Below are 16,103 nucleotides of genomic sequence, written 5' to 3' on the forward strand. Positions count from 1 at the left end.
AGGCGGCGCGGCGGCCGGCCCGACGGCCTCAGACCTTCGACCGCCAGTCGTCCTCGTCGTCGTCGATCTCCGCGGTGGTGGCTCCGCCGATCACCGGGATGCTGAGCGTCTCGGTCGGCGGGCCGACCACCGTGGCCTCGTCGCGGCGGTGGCGGAGGATGTCGTTGATGTAAGAGGTCAGCGCCTCCGCCAGCGGCACGTCGCGGCCCTCGGCCTGCGACATGAACCAGCGGTGCTCCAGGAGCTGGTGGAAGACCTCCGCCGGCTCCAGCTTGCCCTTCAGGTCGGACGGGATCGCGCGGACCACGGGTTCGAAGACGCGCATCAGCCACTCGTGGGCCATCGCCTCCTCGTCCAGGCCGCGCTTGCCAAGGGTCGCCGAGTAGGAGTCCAGGTCGTTCAGCAGGCGGCGGGCCTGGTTCTCGCCGGTGTCCAGCCCGGTCAGGCGCAGCAGGCGGCGGGAGTGGTGGCCGGCGTCCACGACCTTCGGCTGGATGCGGACGGTCGTGCCCTCGTCGGAGGTCTTGATCGCCAGCTCCTCGATGTCGAAGCCGAGCTCGTTCAGGCGCTCCACGCGCTGGCTGATCCGCCAGCGCTCCGACGACGAGAACGACTCGCTGCCGGTCAGCTCCTTCCACAGCGAGCGGTACGCGGCGACGATGCCGTTCGACACCTTGATCGGGTCGAGCTCCTCGTCCACCCGGCCGCCGGCCTCCAGGTCCATCAGCTCGCCGGCGATGTTCACGCGGGCGATCTCCAGGTCGTTCTCGCGCTGGCCGTTCGAGAGGCCGCCGTCGTAGAGCTGGCCGGTCTCGGCGTCCACCAGGTAGGCGGCGAAGGCGCCGGCGTCGCGGCGGAAGAGGGTGTTCGAGAGCGACACGTCGCCCCAGAAGAAGCCGACGATGTGCAGGCGCACGAGCAGCACCGCGAGGGCGTCGACCAGGCGCGTCGCCGTGTCGGGGCGGAGGGTCTGGGAGAACAGCGCACGGTACGGGAGCGAGAACTTGAGGTGCCGGGTGACCAGCGCGGCGTTCAGCGCATCGCCGTCGTCGTCCGTCCGGTTCTTGATGACGGCGACCGGGTCGACGCACGGGACGTCCAGGCGCTGGAGGGTGCGCAGCATCTCGTACTCGCGCTGCGCCATCTCGGCGGTCGTCTCCTTGATGGCGATGACGTAGCCGGACAGGTTCGCGAACCGGACGAGGTGGCGGCTGATGCCCTTGGGGAGCAGCGCGATGTGCTCGTTCGACCACTGGTCCAGCGGCAGGTTCCAGGGCAGATCGAGCAGGGCGGGATCGACGGTCGCCGCGGTGATGTTGACAGAGCCGGCCATGAGGCGCCTTCCAGAAGCGGGTGGGGGCGGAAAGCACTCTGCCGCAGCCCGGGACCGGACTGCGGCAGAGTGAGGATCAGCTGCGACGACCTCAGTCGACGACGGCGCCGCCGAGACGCTCGCCCGACTCCGCGTGGAAGAGGTGGACGTGGCCCGGCTTCGGGGTGATGTAGACGGTGTCGCCGGCGTTCGGGTGAACGCGGCCGTCGACGCGGCCGACGATGTCGGTGCGCTTGCCGTCGACCTCCGAGTGGCCGTAGAGGTAGCCGTCGGCGCCGAGCTCCTCGACGAGGTCGACCGCGACCTTCAGGCCGCCGCTCTCCGAGGTGGAGACGACGACGTCCTCCGGGCGGACACCGATGGTGACGGTGTTGCCGGCGCTGGCGAGCACGTCGCGCTCGACCGGGACGACCGAGTTGCCGAACTTGATGCCGCCGTCGGTGACGTCCGCGGTGAACAGGTTCATGGCGGGGGAGCCGATGAAGCCGGCGACGAAGACGTTCTTCGGCTGCGCGTACAGGTCGCGCGGGGTGCCGACCTGCTGCAGCACGCCGTCCTTGAGGACCGCGATGCGGTCGCCCATGGTGAGCGCCTCGGTCTGGTCGTGGGTGACGTAGACCGTGGTGACGCCGAGGCGGCGGGTCAGGGACGCGATCTGGGTACGGGTCTGGACGCGGAGCTTGGCGTCGAGGTTCGACAGCGGCTCGTCCATGAGGAACACCTGGGGGGAGCGGACGATCGCGCGGCCCATGGCGACGCGCTGACGCTGACCACCGGAGAGTGCCTTCGGCTTGCGGCCGAGGTAGGGCTCCAGGTCGAGCAGCTTGGCGGCCTCCAGAACGCGGGAGGCGCGCTCGTCCTTGCCGACGCCGGCGATCTTCAGGGCGAAGCCCATGTTCTCGGCGACCGTCATGTGCGGGTACAGAGCGTAGTTCTGGAACACCATCGCGATGTCGCGGTCCTTCGGCGGGACGTCGGTGACGTTGCGCTCGCCGATGAAGATGTTGCCGTCGTTGACCTCTTCGAGGCCGGCGAGCATGCGGAGCGAGGTGGACTTTCCGCAGCCGGAGGGGCCGACCAGGACGAGGAACTCGCCGTCTGCGATGTCGAGGTCGAGAGCGTCGACCGCGGGGCGGTTGGAACCCGGGTAGAGCCGGGTCGCCTTGTCATAGGTGACAGTCGCCATTTTTCTTTTGTCTCCTTCACCGGCAGGTACGTGCCGGACGATCCGTTGTGAATGGAATAGACGTGGCGTCGACGTCCAGGGGCGTCGATGCCACGACCCCCATAGTAAGGCATCCGAAGCGCTCTCTTCACCACGTGTCTCCGGGAGGCCGTGGAGGGCCGGCGTCCCGCACTCGGGGGGCAACGTGCAGGTGGCGCTCGGGACGTGAGCGGGGTATGTCTGGTCTATTCCCAGAATGCCGCAATAAGGTCGTCTGGTTGCGTCTGCTCACGCCACATCAGGCGGCACGTCCCCCCGCGCGCCGCTCCGCCTACCCCGAGAGCCGATTCCCCCGAGATATGAGTTCCATGAACGACCCCGACGAGAGCCGCAGCGGCGACGTCCGCGCGGCCGCGCGGGAGAAAGCCCGACAGCTCCGCACGAGCCAGCAGCGCAGGGACCGCAGGAACAAGACCCTGCTGTCCGGCGGCATCGTGATCGGCGTCCTCGCGATCGCGGCCATCGTCGCTGTGGTCATCATGGGCGCCATCCGGCCGACCGTGCCCGGCCCCAAGAACATGGCGAGCGACGGCGTGGTCGTCGGCTCCGGCCTGAAGGTCAAGGCGACCCCGGCGCTCGCGGCCGACGCGAAGCCGATCGCCAGCACGCCGGACCCGAACGGCAGCTCCGTCGACATCCGGATCTACGCCGACTACCTGTGCAAGCTGTGCGGCGAGTTCCAGCGCACCAACCTGAAGCAGCTGCAACCCCTGGTGAAGGACGGCGCGGTCACGGTCGAGATGCACCCGGTCGCGATCTACACCAGCCACTCCGCCGGCACGCGGTACTCGCTGCGCGCCGCGAACGCCGCGGCCTGCGTCGCGAACTACTCGCCCCGGTCGTTCTGGGCCTTCAACCAGACCCTGTTCGAGAACCAGCCGGCGGAGGGCGGCCCCGGGCTCACCGACGACCAGCTCAAGAAGCTCGCCGCGGCCTCCGGAGCCTCGCCGTCGGACATCGACTCGTGCGTGGACGACGGCCGGTTCAAGACCTGGGTCGGCTCCGCCAGCGACCGCGCGCTCAGCGGCCCGATCCCGAACTCCAGCGTGAAGAAGATGACGAACGCGCTGCTCGTCCTGGTCAACGGCAAGCCGTACACCGGCTCGCTGACGAACGCCGACGACTTCAAGGCGTTCGTGCTCCAGGCGCAGGGCGACGAGTACTCGTCGACCTCCACGCCGACGCCGTCGCCGAGCGCGAAGAGCTGACCCCGGCCTTCTCGCCAGGCACCTGGGCGCCCGCCGCACATCCCCTAGGATGGTTCGCGACGGGCGTCCGTCATTTCGCCGACTTAGCTCAGCTGGTAGAGCACTCGCCTTGTAAGCGAGCGGTCGCGAGTTCGAACCTCGCAGTCGGCTCCGTCTCCCCGAAACTCTTCGTGCCGTCCTTCATGCGCCGCCGCTGCCGTGCTTGTCGGTTGCCGTCGCGCCGTCTATCCTGGTTGTGCGTTATCCGAATCAGTCGTTCGGATATAGAACACGTATCACGACGATGTGAGGAGCCTCCCCATGCAGTTCCACCACCACGGCTATGTTTCCGGCGACCCCCACGTGCTGCCCGCGGCCGGGCCGGCCTGGTCTCCGGAGCTGCCGGAGGTCATGGACGTGCTCGTCGTCGGCTCCGGGCCGGCCGGGATGGTCGCCGCCGCCCAGCTCGCGCAGTTCCCCGGCGTGAGCACCCGGCTGGTGGAGCGCCGCGGCGGGAGGCTGGAGATCGGGCAGGCCGACGGCATCCAGGCCCGCAGCGTGGAGACCTTCCAGGCGTTCGGCTTCGCCGAGCGGATCACCGCGGAGGCGTACCGGATCACCGAGATGGCGTTCTGGAAGCCGGACCTGGCCGACCCCACCCGGATCGTGCGGGCGGCCCGCGCGGCGGACGACCCGACCGGGATCAGCGAGTTCCCCCACCTGCTGGTCAACCAGGCGCGCGTGCTCGACTACTTCAGCGAATTCATGGGCAACGGCCCTACGCGGATGCGGCCCGACTACGGCTGGGAGTTCCGCGGCCTCCGGGTGGAGGACGAGGGCGAGTACCCGGTCGCGGTGACGCTCGCGCGCACCACGGGTGAGAACGCGGGCGAGGAGCGGGTGGTCCACGCCAAGTACGTGGTCGGCGCGGACGGCGCGCGCAGCAAGGTGCGCGAGTCGATCGGCTGCACGCTCGCGGGCGACCAGGCCAACCACGCCTGGGGCGTGATGGACGTGCTCGCGGTCACCGACTTCCCCGACATCCGCACCAAGTGCTCGATCCAGTCCGAGTACGGCAACATCCTGCTCATCCCGCGCGAGGGCGGCTACCTGTTCCGGATGTACGTGGACCTGGGCTCCGTGGCCGAGGACGATCACGGCGCGGTGCGGGCGACCAGCATGGAGCAGATCATCGCGAAGGCGAACGAGATCCTGCACCCGTACACGCTCGACGTGCGCAACGTCGCCTGGCACAGCGTCTACGAGGTCGGCCACCGGCTGACCGACCGGTTCGACGACATCCCGCTCGACGCGCTCGGGTCGCGGACGCCGCGCGTGTTCATCGCGGGCGACGCCTGCCACACGCACAGCGCGAAGGCCGGGCAGGGGATGAACGTGTCCATCCAGGACGGCTTCAACCTCGGCTGGAAGCTCGGCCACGTGCTGCAGGGCCGGAGCCCGGAGTCGCTGCTGGCGACCTACTCGGCGGAGCGGCACGTGGTCGCCAAGAACCTGATCGACTTCGACAAGGAGTGGTCGACGCTGATGGCCACCAAGCCGGAGGATCTGAAGGACCCGTCCGAGCTGGAGGACTTCTACGTGCGCACCGCGGAGTTCCCGGCCGGGTTCCTGACCGAGTACGCCCCGTCCCTGATTGTCGGGGAGCCGGAGCACCAGGGGCTCGCGACGGGCTTCCCGATCGGCAAGCGGTTCAAGTCGCCGATCGTGGAGCGCGTCTGCGACACCAACCCGGTTCACCTCGGGCACCACGCGACGGCGGACGGCCGCTGGCGGATCTACGTGTTCGCCGACGCCGCGCCGGCGGGGGAGGGGGCGCTGGTGCCGGCGTTCGCGGACTGGCTGACGACCTCGCCGCAGTCGCCGCTCGCCGCGAGCCCGCGAGACGCCGACGTGGACGCGTGGTTCGACGTGAAGGTCGTCTACCAACAGGATCACACGGGCGTCGACCTCGGCCGGGTGCCGGAGGCGTTCCTGCCGCGCACCGGGCCGTTCGACCTGATCGACTACGAGAAGGTGTACGCGATCGCGCCGGGCGACGACGTGTTCGACGCGCGCGGCGTCGACCGCGACGGCGTCATCGTGGTGGTGCGGCCGGATCAGTACGTGGCGCAGGTGCTGCCGCTGGAGCAGTACACCGAGCTGGGGCAGTTCTTCGCGCCGATCCTGGCGGTGCGCGAGGAGGCGGAGGCTCCGGCGGTCTGAGGCTCCGGCGGTCCGAGTCGCGGCCGGCTCAGCGCAGCTCGCCGGCCACGACCGCGGCCGCCTGGCCGAGCCGTTCGCCGATCGCGGCGACATCCCGCCCGTTCGCGACGTACACGACCGCGAGCGCGGCGAGCGGCTGGCCGTGCACGACGAGCGGCACCGCCACCGACGCCAGGCCGGGGATGACCTCGTCGTGGGAGGTCGCGAAGCCGCGTCCGCGGGCCTGAAGCGCCTCGTCGCGCGGGTGGCCGTCGGGCAGCTCCGCCCATTGCGGCTCGCTGAGCACCGACTGGAGGGCGATGCCCGGCGCGCCGGTGGTGATCGGGTGCCGCGTCCCCGGCCGCTGGGCGACGGCGGCGTGCGCGTGCGACGGTTCGATGCTGACCAGGGTGACGACCTCCCCGCGGTCGAGGACGGCGAGGAAGGCGGTCATGCCGAGCTCGTTGGCCACGGCGCCGAGCTCCGGGACGGCGGCGGACTGGAGGTCGCGCGAGACGGCGCGCGCGAGGGTCGCCATGCGCGGCCCGAGCAGCGCGGCCCCGGCCGGGTTGCGGACGACGAGGCCGTGGTCCTCGAGCGTGCGGAGGATCCGGTAGACGATCGAGCGGTGCACGCCGAGGGCGGCGGCGAGCTCGGCGATGGTGAGCGGGCGGTCGGCGTCGGCCAGCGCCTCCAGGACGCGGATGCCGCGGGAGAGCGTCTGCGAGTGCGGGGCCGGGGCGCCGGGCGCACTCGGTGAGTCCGATGCGTCCGGTGCGCCCGCGTCCTCAGGTGTGCTCTCCATGCGCCCATTCTTTCGCATCGTGCGGGTCGGTCGTGGGCGCGACCGGTGTCCGCTTCAAATCTGACATGAAACCGTATACAATCGCTGGAGCGTTTCGAGCCAGATCGGCGCGCCCGACGACGACGTCGCACGAAAGAGAGTCCGCCGCATGAGCCTCCCGAATCACACGCCTCCGGGTTCCGCACCGGAGGCCGCGTTCACCCCCACCGGCAGCTTCGCGGCCGCGACCGATCGCCGCAGGGTCGTGTTCGCCACCGTCGTCGGCACCACGGTCGAGTGGTACGACTTCTTCGTCTACGCGGCCGCGGCCGGGCTGGTCTTCGGCGAGCTGTTCTTCGAGCCGGCCGGCCCGCAGTTCGCGACGATCCTCGCGTTCCTGACCGTCGGCATCAGCTTCCTGTTCCGCCCGCTCGGCGCCTTCATCGCCGGTCACCTCGGCGACCGGCACGGGCGCAGGCTCGTGCTGATGCTCACCCTGGTGACGATGGGCGTCGCGACCGCGCTCGTCGGCCTGCTGCCCACCTACGCTGCGATCGGGATCGCGGCGCCCATCCTGCTGATCCTGCTGCGCATCGTGCAGGGCGTCTCCGCCGGCGGCGAGTGGGGCGGCGCCGTCCTGATGGCCGTGGAGCACGCGCCGACCGCCCGCCGCGGGTTGTTCGGGGTCTCCCCGCAGATCGGCGTCCCGCTCGGCCTGCTGCTGGCGTCGGGGACGATGGCGCTGATGGCGGTGATCGCGCCGGGCCAGGCCTTCCTGGAGTGGGGCTGGCGGGTGCCGTTCCTGCTCTCGGTCGCGCTCATCCTGGTCGGCCAGTACATCCGCAGGAAGGTCGAGGAGAGCCCGGTGTTCCGGGAGATCGCGACGCGCAAGGAGCAGACCAGGACGCCGATCGCGCAGCTGTTCCGCAGGCACCTGCCGCTGGTCGTGATCGCGGCGCTGATCTTCGCGGGCAACAACGCCGTCGGGTACATGACCACGGGCGGCTACATCCAGAACTATGCGACGAACCCGGACGGGCCGCTCGCGCTCGACCGCGGGCCGGTGCTGTGGGCGGTCGCGGGCTCCGCCGTGACCTGGCTGCTGTCGACCTGGTTCGCGGGGTGGCTGAGCGACCGGATCGGCCGGCGGAACACGTACGTCCTCGGCTGGATCGTGCAGCTCTGCGGGGTCTTCCTGCTGTTCCCGCTGGTGGGGCTCGGCAGCGTCGGGTCGCTCTTCGGCGGCATCGCGGTGCTCACTCTCGGCCTCGGCCTGACGTACGGACCGCAGGCGGCGTACTACGCGGAGCTGTTCCCGGCGTCGATCCGCTTCTCCGGGGTGTCCATCTCCTACGCGATCGGGGCCATCCTCGGCGGTGCGTTCGCCCCCACGATCGCGGCGGCGCTGGCGCAGGCGACAGGGACGACGTTCTCCGTGACGCTCTACCTCGCGGGGATGACGCTCGTCGGACTGGTCGCGACGCTGCTGCTGCGGGATCGCTCCGGCATCCCGCTCGGACCGGATCACGAGGCCGAGCAGGCGGCCTCGCCGATCGTCGGGACGCGGTGAGGCGCTGACGCGGGACCGGGTCAGCCCGCTGCCGCGACGAACGCCCGCGAGTACGCCCAGCGCGGCTGGCTCGTCCCCGAGCACATGTAAGCGGGAACGCCCGATGCGCACGGCTGGTCGCGGGTCAGCTCCCACCAGCTCAGGCCGGCGAGCCCGTTGGCCCTGGCGTAGCGTCCCACGGTCGTCGCGTCGGCGAGGGTGAACTGCTCGCCGGTGTCGTTGAGGCCGAACATGGGCGTCACGGCGACCAGGCCGAGGCGCTGGGCGTCGGACCACGAGGCGTACGGGGCGACGGACTTCAGCTGGCCCGCGGTCGCTGTGGCGGCGTCGATGGCGGCCTTCCCCATGTCGGTCACCCCGGTGCCGTAGTCCATCGTCATCAGATTCACGGCCGAGAGCTGCACGCCGGCGGCGGTGAATTCGGAGACGGTGCGGAGGCCGCTGGCGAGGAGGCCGTACGGCATGACCGGCAGCGTGAGCGTGACCTGCAGCGGGTGCCCCGCCGCGGCACGCTGGCGCTGGAGGGCGGCGACGGCGGAGGCGCGGCGGACGTTCGACGCGGAGTCGGAGACGTCGGCGCCCTCGATGTCGAAGTCCACCCGGTCGAGTGAGAACCGCGACACCACCGAATTGTAGGCGGCGAGCAGTTGGGCGGGATCGGTGCAGACCCGCGCGAGCTCGTCGTTGGCGGCGCCGCCGAAGGAGGCGACGACGCGGCCGCCCTGCGCCTGGAAGGCCGTGATGTCGGAGCGGAAGTCCTGGCTTCCGCCGATCGTGTACGCGGTGTAACCGGCCCAGGTGGGCGAGCAGGCGCTGCTGCGGTCGGCGACGATGAAGGCGGCGGTGACGGAGCGCACGCCCGCCGACGACGCGAACGAGGTGAGGTCGGCGGTCGGCCAGAGGCCCATGTCGACGTAGGGCGCGATGAGGAGGCCGGAGCCGGCGCCGGGGGTGGGCGACGGGGTCGGCGTGGAAGTCGGAGTCGGGGTGGGGGTCGGAGTCGGCGTGGGCGTCGGCGTCGCGCCCCCGTTGGCCGCGCCTCCGTTGATCGAGCAGGGGAGGTTCGCGCCGACGACCCGGCAGGCTGTCGGGACGAGCGGGGCTCCCGCGGCCTTGCTGGAGGTCAGGCCGAAGGTCGCGGTCGCGCCGGCGGCGAGGGTGGTCGCGTAGGAGGGGGCGGTCACGCGGAAGCCGTCGCTCGTGGTCGCGGCCGTACCGTCCCACAGGCTGACCACGCCGTCCGCGGTCGTGAAGGCGAGCTGCCACGGCGACAGGCTCGTCGTCGAGGCGTTGGCGACGACGACGGACGACTGGAAGCCGGAGGTCCACTCGGAGGTGACCGTCCAGGTGACGGCCAGGCCGGCGCCGGAAGCCGGTGTGGGGGTGGGAGTCGGAGTCGGAGTGGGTGTCGGCGTGTGCGTCGGAGTCGGAGTGGGAGTCGGGGTCGGGGTGGGCGAGCTCCCGCTCGTCGCTCCGCCGTTCACCGAGCACGGCAGGCTCGCGCCGGCCGGCAGGCCGACGATCGTGCACGAGGCCGGCACGATCGCCGCGGACCCGGCGCGCGTGGCGGTCAGCCCGAACTGGGCGGAGCCTCCGGGGGCCAGACTCGTCGCCCACGACGGCGCGCCGACGGTCAGCGTCCCGGCGGGGGACGCTGTGGAGACGGCCGACCAGATGCTGACCAGGGTGTGCGGGAAGTCGAACCGCACCTGCCACGGCTTCAGCGTCGTGCCGGTGCCATTGGCGACCGTGATCGCCGACTGGAAGCCGGTGGTCCACGCGTTCGCGGTCGTCCAGGTCACCTCCACGCGCGGCGTCGCCGCGGCCAGCGCCCCGGAGGTCGCGACCGCACCGGCGCCGACGAGACCCGCGACGGCCAGCGCGGCGACGACGGCCTGCCTCCGGTGCACGGCTCGGCCCTGGCGGAACCGCCCGAGCAGCCTCCGGGCCGCGGCGCGGACGCGGTGACCGGACTCCCGGTGGCGGGCGGGACGGGGCGCTGACTCGGGCATGGCACTCCTGACGACTTACGACGGACCGGCGAAGGGAGGTACGTCAGTCACTATCGGCCATCGGGCGGGATCGGTCAGTGCGCCACGGCGGACGTCACCCGCCGTTCACGAGTTCACGCGGATGATCTCCTCCTGGTACGGCGCGATCACCGCTCCGGAGATCCGCAGGTCGAGCACCAGGAACGGCCGTTCGGACGCCGGCCGCGCGGCCCAGCGGGCGAGCGCCTCCAGGTCGTCCGGGGTGCGGACCACGACGCCCTCCGCGCCGACCGCGGCCCCGAGGCCGGCGAAGTCGACCTCGGGGATGCGCATCGGGCCCTGGGCGAGGCCCTTCAGGCCGTAGAGGTTGACCTCCGCGCCGTAGGCGGCGTCGTTCCAGACCACGCACACGCCGCGGCCCCCGGCGACGCGCACCGCGGACTCCAGGTCGGCCAGCGCCATCAAGCCGCCGCCGTCACCGGTCGTGAGCACGATCGTGGACGCGGGATGCGCGAGCGCGGCGCCGGCGACGCTCGGGAAGCCGAGACCGATCGACTGGTAGGCGGTGCCGACCATGATCATCCGGTCCGGCGAGGCGACAGGCCAGTACATGTTCGCCCAGCCGATGAAGTGGCCGCCGTCGGAGACGACGACGCGGTCCTCCGGCAGCAGCTCGGCGATGCGGGCCGCGGCCGTGCGCGGGTCGAGGCGGCCGTCCGCCGCCAGGCCGTCACCGACCGGGCGCTCGCGGAGGGCCGGGAGGTCGGCCGACTCCCGCCAGCCGGAGGGCGTGGCGCCGAGGGTGCGCAGCTCCTCCACCAGCGCCTCCGCGATCAGGCGGGCGTCGCCGCGCAGGTACGCGCCGACGTTCGGGTGTGTGGCGGCGGGGGCGACATCCACCTGGATGACGCGGGTGCCGGGGGCGAACAGGTCGCCGAAGCGCATCGTGAACTGGTTGAGCGAGGCGCCGAAGACCACGGCGACGTCGGCCGAGCGGACCGCCTCCATCGCGCCCTCCGCGCCGAATCCGCCGGTGACGCCGAGGTCGTAGCGGGTGTCGGGGAAGACGCCGCGGCCGAGCGCGGTGCCGGCGGTGAGGGCGCCGGTCGCGTCGGCGAGGGCGCCGAGCGCGTCGCCCGCGCCGGCGATCCAGGCGCCGCGGCCGGCCAGCAGGACCGGCCGCTCGGCGCTCGCGAGCGCGGCGGCGGCGTCCGCGATCGCCCCGCGGGCGAAGGGTCCGGCGGGAGCGAGCGGCGCGGGGAGGGCGAGCGCCGGTGTCTCGGGGACCGGGCCGGCCTCCCGCGTCGCCACGTCGTACGGGATGGCGAGGACGGTGGGGACGCGGTAGGTGAGCGCGTGCTCGACCGCGATGGCGGTCGTCGCCGCGGCGTCGGTGCGGCCGACCGTGTAGGTGCGCGCGCCGACCGCGCTGGCCAGGGCGATCTGGTCGACTCCCCACGGGCGCGGGCCGGAGGTGGGCTCGTCGCCGACGACAAGCACCAGCGGGATGTGCGCCTGGCGGGCCTCTGCGAGCGCGGTCAGGGTGTTGGTGAACCCGGCGCCGTAGGTGGCGGTGGCTGCGGCGAGCCGGCCGGACGCGCGGTGGTACGCGTCGGCCGCGACGACGGCCCCGGCCTCGTGCCGCATGGCCGTGTACGGCACGGTGCCTTCGCGCTCCAGGGCGTCGAGGAAGTGCGCGTTGCCGTTGCCCATCACCCCGAACACCTGGTCGACGTGGCGGGCGAGGGTGGTGGCGACGTGGGCGGAGACGGACGGCATGGCAGTGCCTTTCGAGACGGGAACGGAGGTGCGATGATCCGTATGTGTCTCGCGCGCTGCTGCTTCGCCGAGCGCGGCTTCGTGCCCTTTTTTCGAGCACCGGGCCGTTGGACGGCCGGACCTGAGCAGTATATCCGCTGTCGACAGTGCGCCCGGTGTCGAAAGTGCAGCCCGGTGTCGAAAGGCGCCCCGCCCGTTCGACGTCCAGGTGTTCGGCATCCACGAAAGGGAGAGACATGACCGGCTACCTGATCCTCATCTACGGCGACGAGACCCGCTGGGACGCCCTGGACGCCGACGGGCGCGCCGCGGTCGACGCGGCCCATCGGGCGTTCAACGAGAAGGCGGGCTCGGGGGTGCGCTCGGCGGGGGAGCTGCAGACGTCCTCCACGGCGACGACGGTCCGCACCGGCCCGGACGGTGAGCCACGGCCCACCGACGGGCCGTTCTCGGAGTCCAAGGAGGTCGTCGGCGGCTTCTACGTGATCGAAGCCGCGAGCCAGGAGGAGGCGGTCGCTCTGGCGAGCTCGCTGGCGGAGGCGCGGCAGGGGCATGGGGGGATTGAGGTCAGGCCGTTGGTGGGGCGCTGAGGCAACGGAGGACTTCCGGGCCGACGCGCCCGGGGATCGCAGGGAGCGGAGGAGATCCGGTGTTGCGAAGGCCGGGTCTCCTCCGGTCACTGCGGATGACAGGCAGCGGTGAGAGGAGGAGGATGCGCTCATGACGGACGCTGGGATCATCGGGGTGAACACCATCGGCATCCCCGTGGCGGACCAGGACGTCGCCCTGGCCTTCTACCGGGACGTGCTCGGCTTCGAGGTGCGCGTGGACGCGCCGCTGCCGAACGGGCGCTGGATCATGCTGGCGCCGCCCGGGTCGGCGGTGTCGGTGTCGCTCGTGGTCGCGAGCGCGGACGTTCCGGCCGGGGTGGAGACGGGCATCCGGTTCGAGAGCCTGGACGCGGGCGGCACCCACGAGGAGCTGACCCGGCGCGGGGTGGCGGTGGGGGAGCTGCTGCGCTGGCCGGGGGTGCCGGCGATGTTCCAGGCGACGGACCCGGACGGGAACCGGTTCGAGGTGGTCGAGCGAGGGGCGGGCTAGACCCGCACGCCGGCCAGGCGTGCCGGGTCGAACAGCACGTCCAGCCCCACGATGCGACCGTCGGAGATGTCGAAGGCCATCACCGAGACCACCCGGCCGTCGACCACCGCGGCGACGCCCGGCCGGCCGTCGATGAGCACCGGCACCGAGCTCTGCGCGAGGCGCGCGGCGAGGGTCGCCTGCTCGGCGATGGCCGAGGCGCCCACGAGCGTCTGCAGCCGGCCGCGGCCGTAGTCGGCGTGCAGCACGGCCCCCTCGTCGAGCAGGGCAAGCAGCGCGGAGAGGTCGCCCTCGTGGACGGCGCGCAGCCACGCGTCGAGCACGCCGCGCTGCTCGCGTCGGGACGGCCGGGCGGGCGGCGCGTCCCGGAGCCGGCGGCGGGCGCGGGAGGCCAGTTGGCGCGCGGCGTCGGGGGACCGGTCGAGCGCGGCGGCGACCTCCTCGAACGGGAGGCCGAAGACGTCGTGCAGCACGAACGCGAGGCGTTCGGCGGGCGACAGCGTCTCCAGGACCACCAGGAGCGCGACGCTCACCCGGTCGCCGAGCGCCGCCAGCTCCGCCGGGTCCCCGAGGTCGGAGACCGGCTCGTCCTGCCAGGGCAGGACCTCCCACGAACGCTCGCGGGTGCGTCGCGCGCTCTTGAGCTGGTCGAGGCAGACCCGGGAGACGACCGTCGTCAGCCAGGCGTCGAGGTTGTCGATCGTGGCGGCGTCCGCCCGCTGGAGGCGCAGCCAGGTCTCCTGCACGGCGTCGTCGGCGTCGGCTGCCGAGCCCAGGAGCCGGGTCGCGATCGCGCGCAACCGCGGCCGGGCGGTCTCGAACCGGTCGAGAAGCCTCGCGTCGTTCTCGGTCATGTCACATCCTCCGTGGCTCGGTCGTCACCCTATCGACGAGGCGGCGTGCCTCGATGTGACAGGAGGGGACAATGGACGGACGGATCCTGGTGACCGGCGGGACCGGCACCATCGGGCGGCGGCTGGTGCCGCTGTTGGAGGAACGCGGCGCGGTCGTGCGGGTGCTGACCCGGCACGCGCCCGACGCTGCGACGCAGGGCGCCGATCACCTGACCGGCGACGTGATGACCGGAGCGGGGCTCGGCGCCGCGATGGCCGGCACGGCGGTCGTCGTCCACCTCGCCGGCGGCGCGAAGGGAGACGACGTCGCAGCGGCGAACGTCACAGCGGCTGCTGAGCGCGCGGGTGTGCGGCACGTGCTGACGCTCTCCGTGGTCGGCGCCGGCCGGATGCCGATCGGCTACTTCCGTGCCAAGGAGCAGGTGGAGGCGATCTTCGCGGCGTCGGCGGTCCCGTCGACCGTGCTGCGCGCGGCGCAGGTCCACCAGCTCGTGCTGCGGATGGCGGCCGGGCTGACGAAGCTGCCGGTCGCGCCGGCCCCACGCATCCGCTTCGAGCCGGTGGACGCGGAGGAGGTCGCCGAGCGGCTGGCCGAGCTCGCGCTGGGGGAGCCGGCGGGGCTCGCGGGGGAGCTGGCCGGCCCGGAGGTGCTGGAGGCCGAGGAGCTGCTGCGCCGGTACGCCGAGGCACGCGGCCTGCGCCGCCGCTTCGTGCGCTTCGGGCTGCCGGGAAAGGTCGGCGCGGCCTACCGCACCGACGCCAACCTGGCCGGCCCCGACGCCGAGCGTGGCCGCATCACCTGGGCCGAATACCTCCGCTCGACGATCGAAGGGCACGTAAACGCCCCCAAAAGCGCGCTTTAGGGGCGTTTACGTGCCCTTCGGCGGAGGGGGCGGGGGTTCAGGCGGGGGCTGGGCCGCTGCTGTTGCGCACGATGAGCCGGGTCGGGAGGACGGAGGAGCGCACCGGCTCCGGCCTCCCCTCGATCTCGGCGATGAGCAGCTCGACCGCCCGGCGGCCGGTGGCCTCGAACTCCTGGTGGATGGTGGTCAGCGGAGGCCAGAACGAGTCAGACTCGGCCATGTCGTCGAAGCCGACCACGCTCACGTCGGCCGGAACGCGGCGGCCCGCCTCGTGCAGGGCGCGCAGCACGCCGAGCGCCATCTGGTCGTTCGCGGCGAACACCGCGGTGATCTCGGGGCGTGCGGCGATCTCCCGGCCGTATCCGTATCCCGCGGCCGTCGACCAGTCGCCGCGGAACACCTCAGGCACCGGAGCGCCTGCGGCCTCCAGAGTGTCCCGCCAGGCCTGCTCGCGGCGGGCCGCCGAGTACGAGTCGGCCGGGCCGGAGATGTGCCACACGGTCTCGTGGCCCAGCGACAGCAGGTGCTCGGTGGCCTGGCGTGCGCCCTCGGCCTGGTCGGTGTCCACCTGCGGGTAGTCCGGACGCTCGGTGGAGTCGATGACGACGACGGAGAGCCCGGACGGCAGCTCGACGTCGGCGCGGTCCACGATGTGCGCTTCGATGACGATGATGATCCCGTCCACCGCCTGCTCCAGCAGCCGGGTGAAAGCGATGCTGACGTCCTGCTGGGTGGGTCGCTCCACCGGCACGACGGTGATCGAGTAGCCGGCGGTCGCTGCCGAGACGGCGATCGCGTCGAGCGTGCGCATGTTGCCGTAGGACGACAGCGTGAACATCACCACGCCGAGGTTGCGGAAGAGCCCGGAGCGCAGCGCCCGCGCCGCGCGGTTGGGGCGGTAGCCGAGCGCCTGCATGGAGGCCAGGACCCGGTCGCGGGTGGCGGCCTCCACGTTGGTGAGGCCGTTGGCGACGCGCGAGACGGTCTGGGTGGAGACGCCGGCGTGCGCGGCGACGTCGCCCAGCGACGGGCCGCGGGTGCGTCCGCCGCGGCGTGCGGGCGCCGGGTCGGCGATCGACTCGGTCATAGCTCCCCATTCTGGTGAAGGATCCCGCCGGAACCGGGTCGACGGACCGGGGGTCGAAAACTGCGCTTGCATCATGTTGACGTCAACATGCTAGGGTATGCAACCAGATGTTGACGTAAACATCTGC

13 protein-coding genes and 1 tRNA gene are annotated in these 16,103 nt (G+C 72.1%); 7 read left to right on the forward strand and 7 right to left on the reverse strand.

The genetic code is table 11. From position 1 onward, the window contains the following. Positions 1 to 28: 28 nt before the first annotated feature. Entirely contained in the window at positions 29 to 1,333 is a 1,305-nt protein-coding gene (locus F1C12_RS20510) for a DUF4032 domain-containing protein (protein ID WP_185276652.1), read from the reverse strand. 91 nt (positions 1,334 to 1,424) lie between these two features. Next, complete coding sequence (locus tag F1C12_RS20515) at positions 1,425 to 2,519, reverse strand: ABC transporter ATP-binding protein (protein WP_185276653.1); 1,095 nt, start codon at positions 2,517 to 2,519, stop codon at positions 1,425 to 1,427. Positions 2,520 to 2,866: 347 nt separating this feature from the next. On the opposite strand from F1C12_RS20515, the gene F1C12_RS20520 reads away from it, so the two are divergent. From F1C12_RS20520 to F1C12_RS20530, 3 genes are all read left to right on the forward strand, one after another. After that, entirely contained in the window at positions 2,867 to 3,766 is a 900-nt protein-coding gene (locus F1C12_RS20520) for a DsbA family protein (protein WP_185276654.1), read from the forward strand. Between the two features lie 77 nt (positions 3,767 to 3,843). Further along, positions 3,844 to 3,916, forward strand: a tRNA-Thr gene (locus F1C12_RS20525). A 150-nt stretch (positions 3,917 to 4,066) separates the two neighbouring features. After that, positions 4,067 to 5,968 (forward strand): FAD-binding monooxygenase, encoded by a 1,902-nt coding sequence (locus tag F1C12_RS20530; protein WP_185276655.1) that lies wholly within the window; start codon positions 4,067 to 4,069, stop codon positions 5,966 to 5,968. Positions 5,969 to 5,996: 28 nt separating this feature from the next. On the opposite strand, the gene F1C12_RS20535 is transcribed toward F1C12_RS20530, so the two are convergent. After that, positions 5,997 to 6,752: an IclR family transcriptional regulator gene (locus F1C12_RS20535; RefSeq protein WP_185276656.1), complete on the reverse strand. Its 756-nt coding sequence runs from the start codon at positions 6,750 to 6,752 to the stop codon at positions 5,997 to 5,999. A 148-nt stretch (positions 6,753 to 6,900) separates the two neighbouring features. On the opposite strand from F1C12_RS20535, the gene F1C12_RS20540 reads away from it, so the two are divergent. Then, positions 6,901 to 8,301, forward strand: a complete 1,401-nt coding sequence (locus F1C12_RS20540) for an MFS transporter (RefSeq protein WP_185276657.1) — start codon at positions 6,901 to 6,903, stop codon at positions 8,299 to 8,301. 20 nt (positions 8,302 to 8,321) lie between these two features. Here the strand turns inward: F1C12_RS20540 and F1C12_RS20545 are convergent, their stop codons facing one another. Then, entirely contained in the window at positions 8,322 to 10,313 is a 1,992-nt protein-coding gene (locus F1C12_RS20545) for a cellulose binding domain-containing protein (protein ID WP_185276658.1), read from the reverse strand. A 105-nt stretch (positions 10,314 to 10,418) separates the two neighbouring features. After that, positions 10,419 to 12,071 carry a thiamine pyrophosphate-binding protein gene (locus F1C12_RS20550; RefSeq protein WP_185276659.1) on the reverse strand — a complete coding sequence of 551 codons (1,653 nt, stop codon included), beginning with the start codon at positions 12,069 to 12,071 and terminating at the stop codon, positions 10,419 to 10,421. Between the two features lie 236 nt (positions 12,072 to 12,307). Here F1C12_RS20550 and F1C12_RS20555 point away from each other — a divergent pair, with 236 nt between their 5' ends. Together F1C12_RS20555 and F1C12_RS20560 are read left to right on the forward strand one after the other, a co-directional pair. Further along, the gene (locus F1C12_RS20555) at positions 12,308 to 12,661 is read left to right on the forward strand and encodes a YciI family protein (RefSeq protein WP_185276660.1); all 354 of its coding nucleotides are present in this window, start codon (positions 12,308 to 12,310) and stop codon (positions 12,659 to 12,661) included. 130 nt (positions 12,662 to 12,791) lie between these two features. Continuing rightward, a complete protein-coding gene (locus F1C12_RS20560) occupies positions 12,792 to 13,172 on the forward strand; it encodes a VOC family protein (protein WP_185276661.1) in 381 nt (126 codons plus the stop codon). Here the strand turns inward: F1C12_RS20560 and F1C12_RS20565 are convergent. Then, positions 13,169 to 14,026 carry a sigma-70 family RNA polymerase sigma factor gene (locus tag F1C12_RS20565; protein WP_185276662.1) on the reverse strand — a complete coding sequence of 286 codons (858 nt, stop codon included), beginning with the start codon at positions 14,024 to 14,026 and terminating at the stop codon, positions 13,169 to 13,171. The genes F1C12_RS20560 and F1C12_RS20565 overlap by 4 nt on opposite strands. A gap of 71 nt (positions 14,027 to 14,097) precedes the next feature. Between F1C12_RS20565 and F1C12_RS20570 the strand changes: the two genes are divergently transcribed. Continuing rightward, positions 14,098 to 14,889 carry an SDR family oxidoreductase gene (locus F1C12_RS20570; protein WP_185276663.1) on the forward strand — a complete coding sequence of 264 codons (792 nt, stop codon included), beginning with the start codon at positions 14,098 to 14,100 and terminating at the stop codon, positions 14,887 to 14,889. 37 nt (positions 14,890 to 14,926) lie between these two features. Here F1C12_RS20570 and F1C12_RS20575 read toward each other — a convergent pair whose 3' ends face one another. Further along, on the reverse strand, positions 14,927 to 15,976 hold the full coding sequence (locus F1C12_RS20575; RefSeq protein WP_185276664.1) for a LacI family DNA-binding transcriptional regulator: 1,050 nt from the start codon (positions 15,974 to 15,976) through the stop codon (positions 14,927 to 14,929). Positions 15,977 to 16,103: the final 127 nt, after the last annotated feature.

The organism is Leifsonia shinshuensis (assembly GCF_014217625.1).
GTDB classification, from domain to species: Bacteria; Actinomycetota; Actinomycetes; order Actinomycetales; family Microbacteriaceae; genus Leifsonia; species Leifsonia shinshuensis_A.

Coding starts and splice junctions, on each gene's coding strand:
- F1C12_RS20560 (WP_185276661.1), top strand. CDS start 12,792: ATGACGGACGCTGGGATCATCGGGGTGAACACCATCGGCATCCCCGTG.
- F1C12_RS20555 (WP_185276660.1), top strand. CDS start 12,308: ATGACCGGCTACCTGATCCTCATCTACGGCGACGAGACCCGCTGGGAC.
- F1C12_RS20540 (WP_185276657.1), top strand. CDS start 6,901: ATGAGCCTCCCGAATCACACGCCTCCGGGTTCCGCACCGGAGGCCGCG.
- F1C12_RS20565 (WP_185276662.1), bottom strand. CDS start 14,026: ATGACCGAGAACGACGCGAGGCTTCTCGACCGGTTCGAGACCGCCCGG.
- F1C12_RS20570 (WP_185276663.1), top strand. CDS start 14,098: ATGGACGGACGGATCCTGGTGACCGGCGGGACCGGCACCATCGGGCGG.
- F1C12_RS20545 (WP_185276658.1), bottom strand. CDS start 10,313: ATGCCCGAGTCAGCGCCCCGTCCCGCCCGCCACCGGGAGTCCGGTCAC.
- F1C12_RS20520 (WP_185276654.1), top strand. CDS start 2,867: ATGAACGACCCCGACGAGAGCCGCAGCGGCGACGTCCGCGCGGCCGCG.
- F1C12_RS20535 (WP_185276656.1), bottom strand. CDS start 6,752: ATGGAGAGCACACCTGAGGACGCGGGCGCACCGGACGCATCGGACTCA.
- F1C12_RS20550 (WP_185276659.1), bottom strand. CDS start 12,071: ATGCCGTCCGTCTCCGCCCACGTCGCCACCACCCTCGCCCGCCACGTC.
- F1C12_RS20575 (WP_185276664.1), bottom strand. CDS start 15,976: ATGACCGAGTCGATCGCCGACCCGGCGCCCGCACGCCGCGGCGGACGC.
- F1C12_RS20515 (WP_185276653.1), bottom strand. CDS start 2,519: ATGGCGACTGTCACCTATGACAAGGCGACCCGGCTCTACCCGGGTTCC.
- F1C12_RS20510 (WP_185276652.1), bottom strand. CDS start 1,333: ATGGCCGGCTCTGTCAACATCACCGCGGCGACCGTCGATCCCGCCCTG.
- F1C12_RS20530 (WP_185276655.1), top strand. CDS start 4,067: ATGCAGTTCCACCACCACGGCTATGTTTCCGGCGACCCCCACGTGCTG.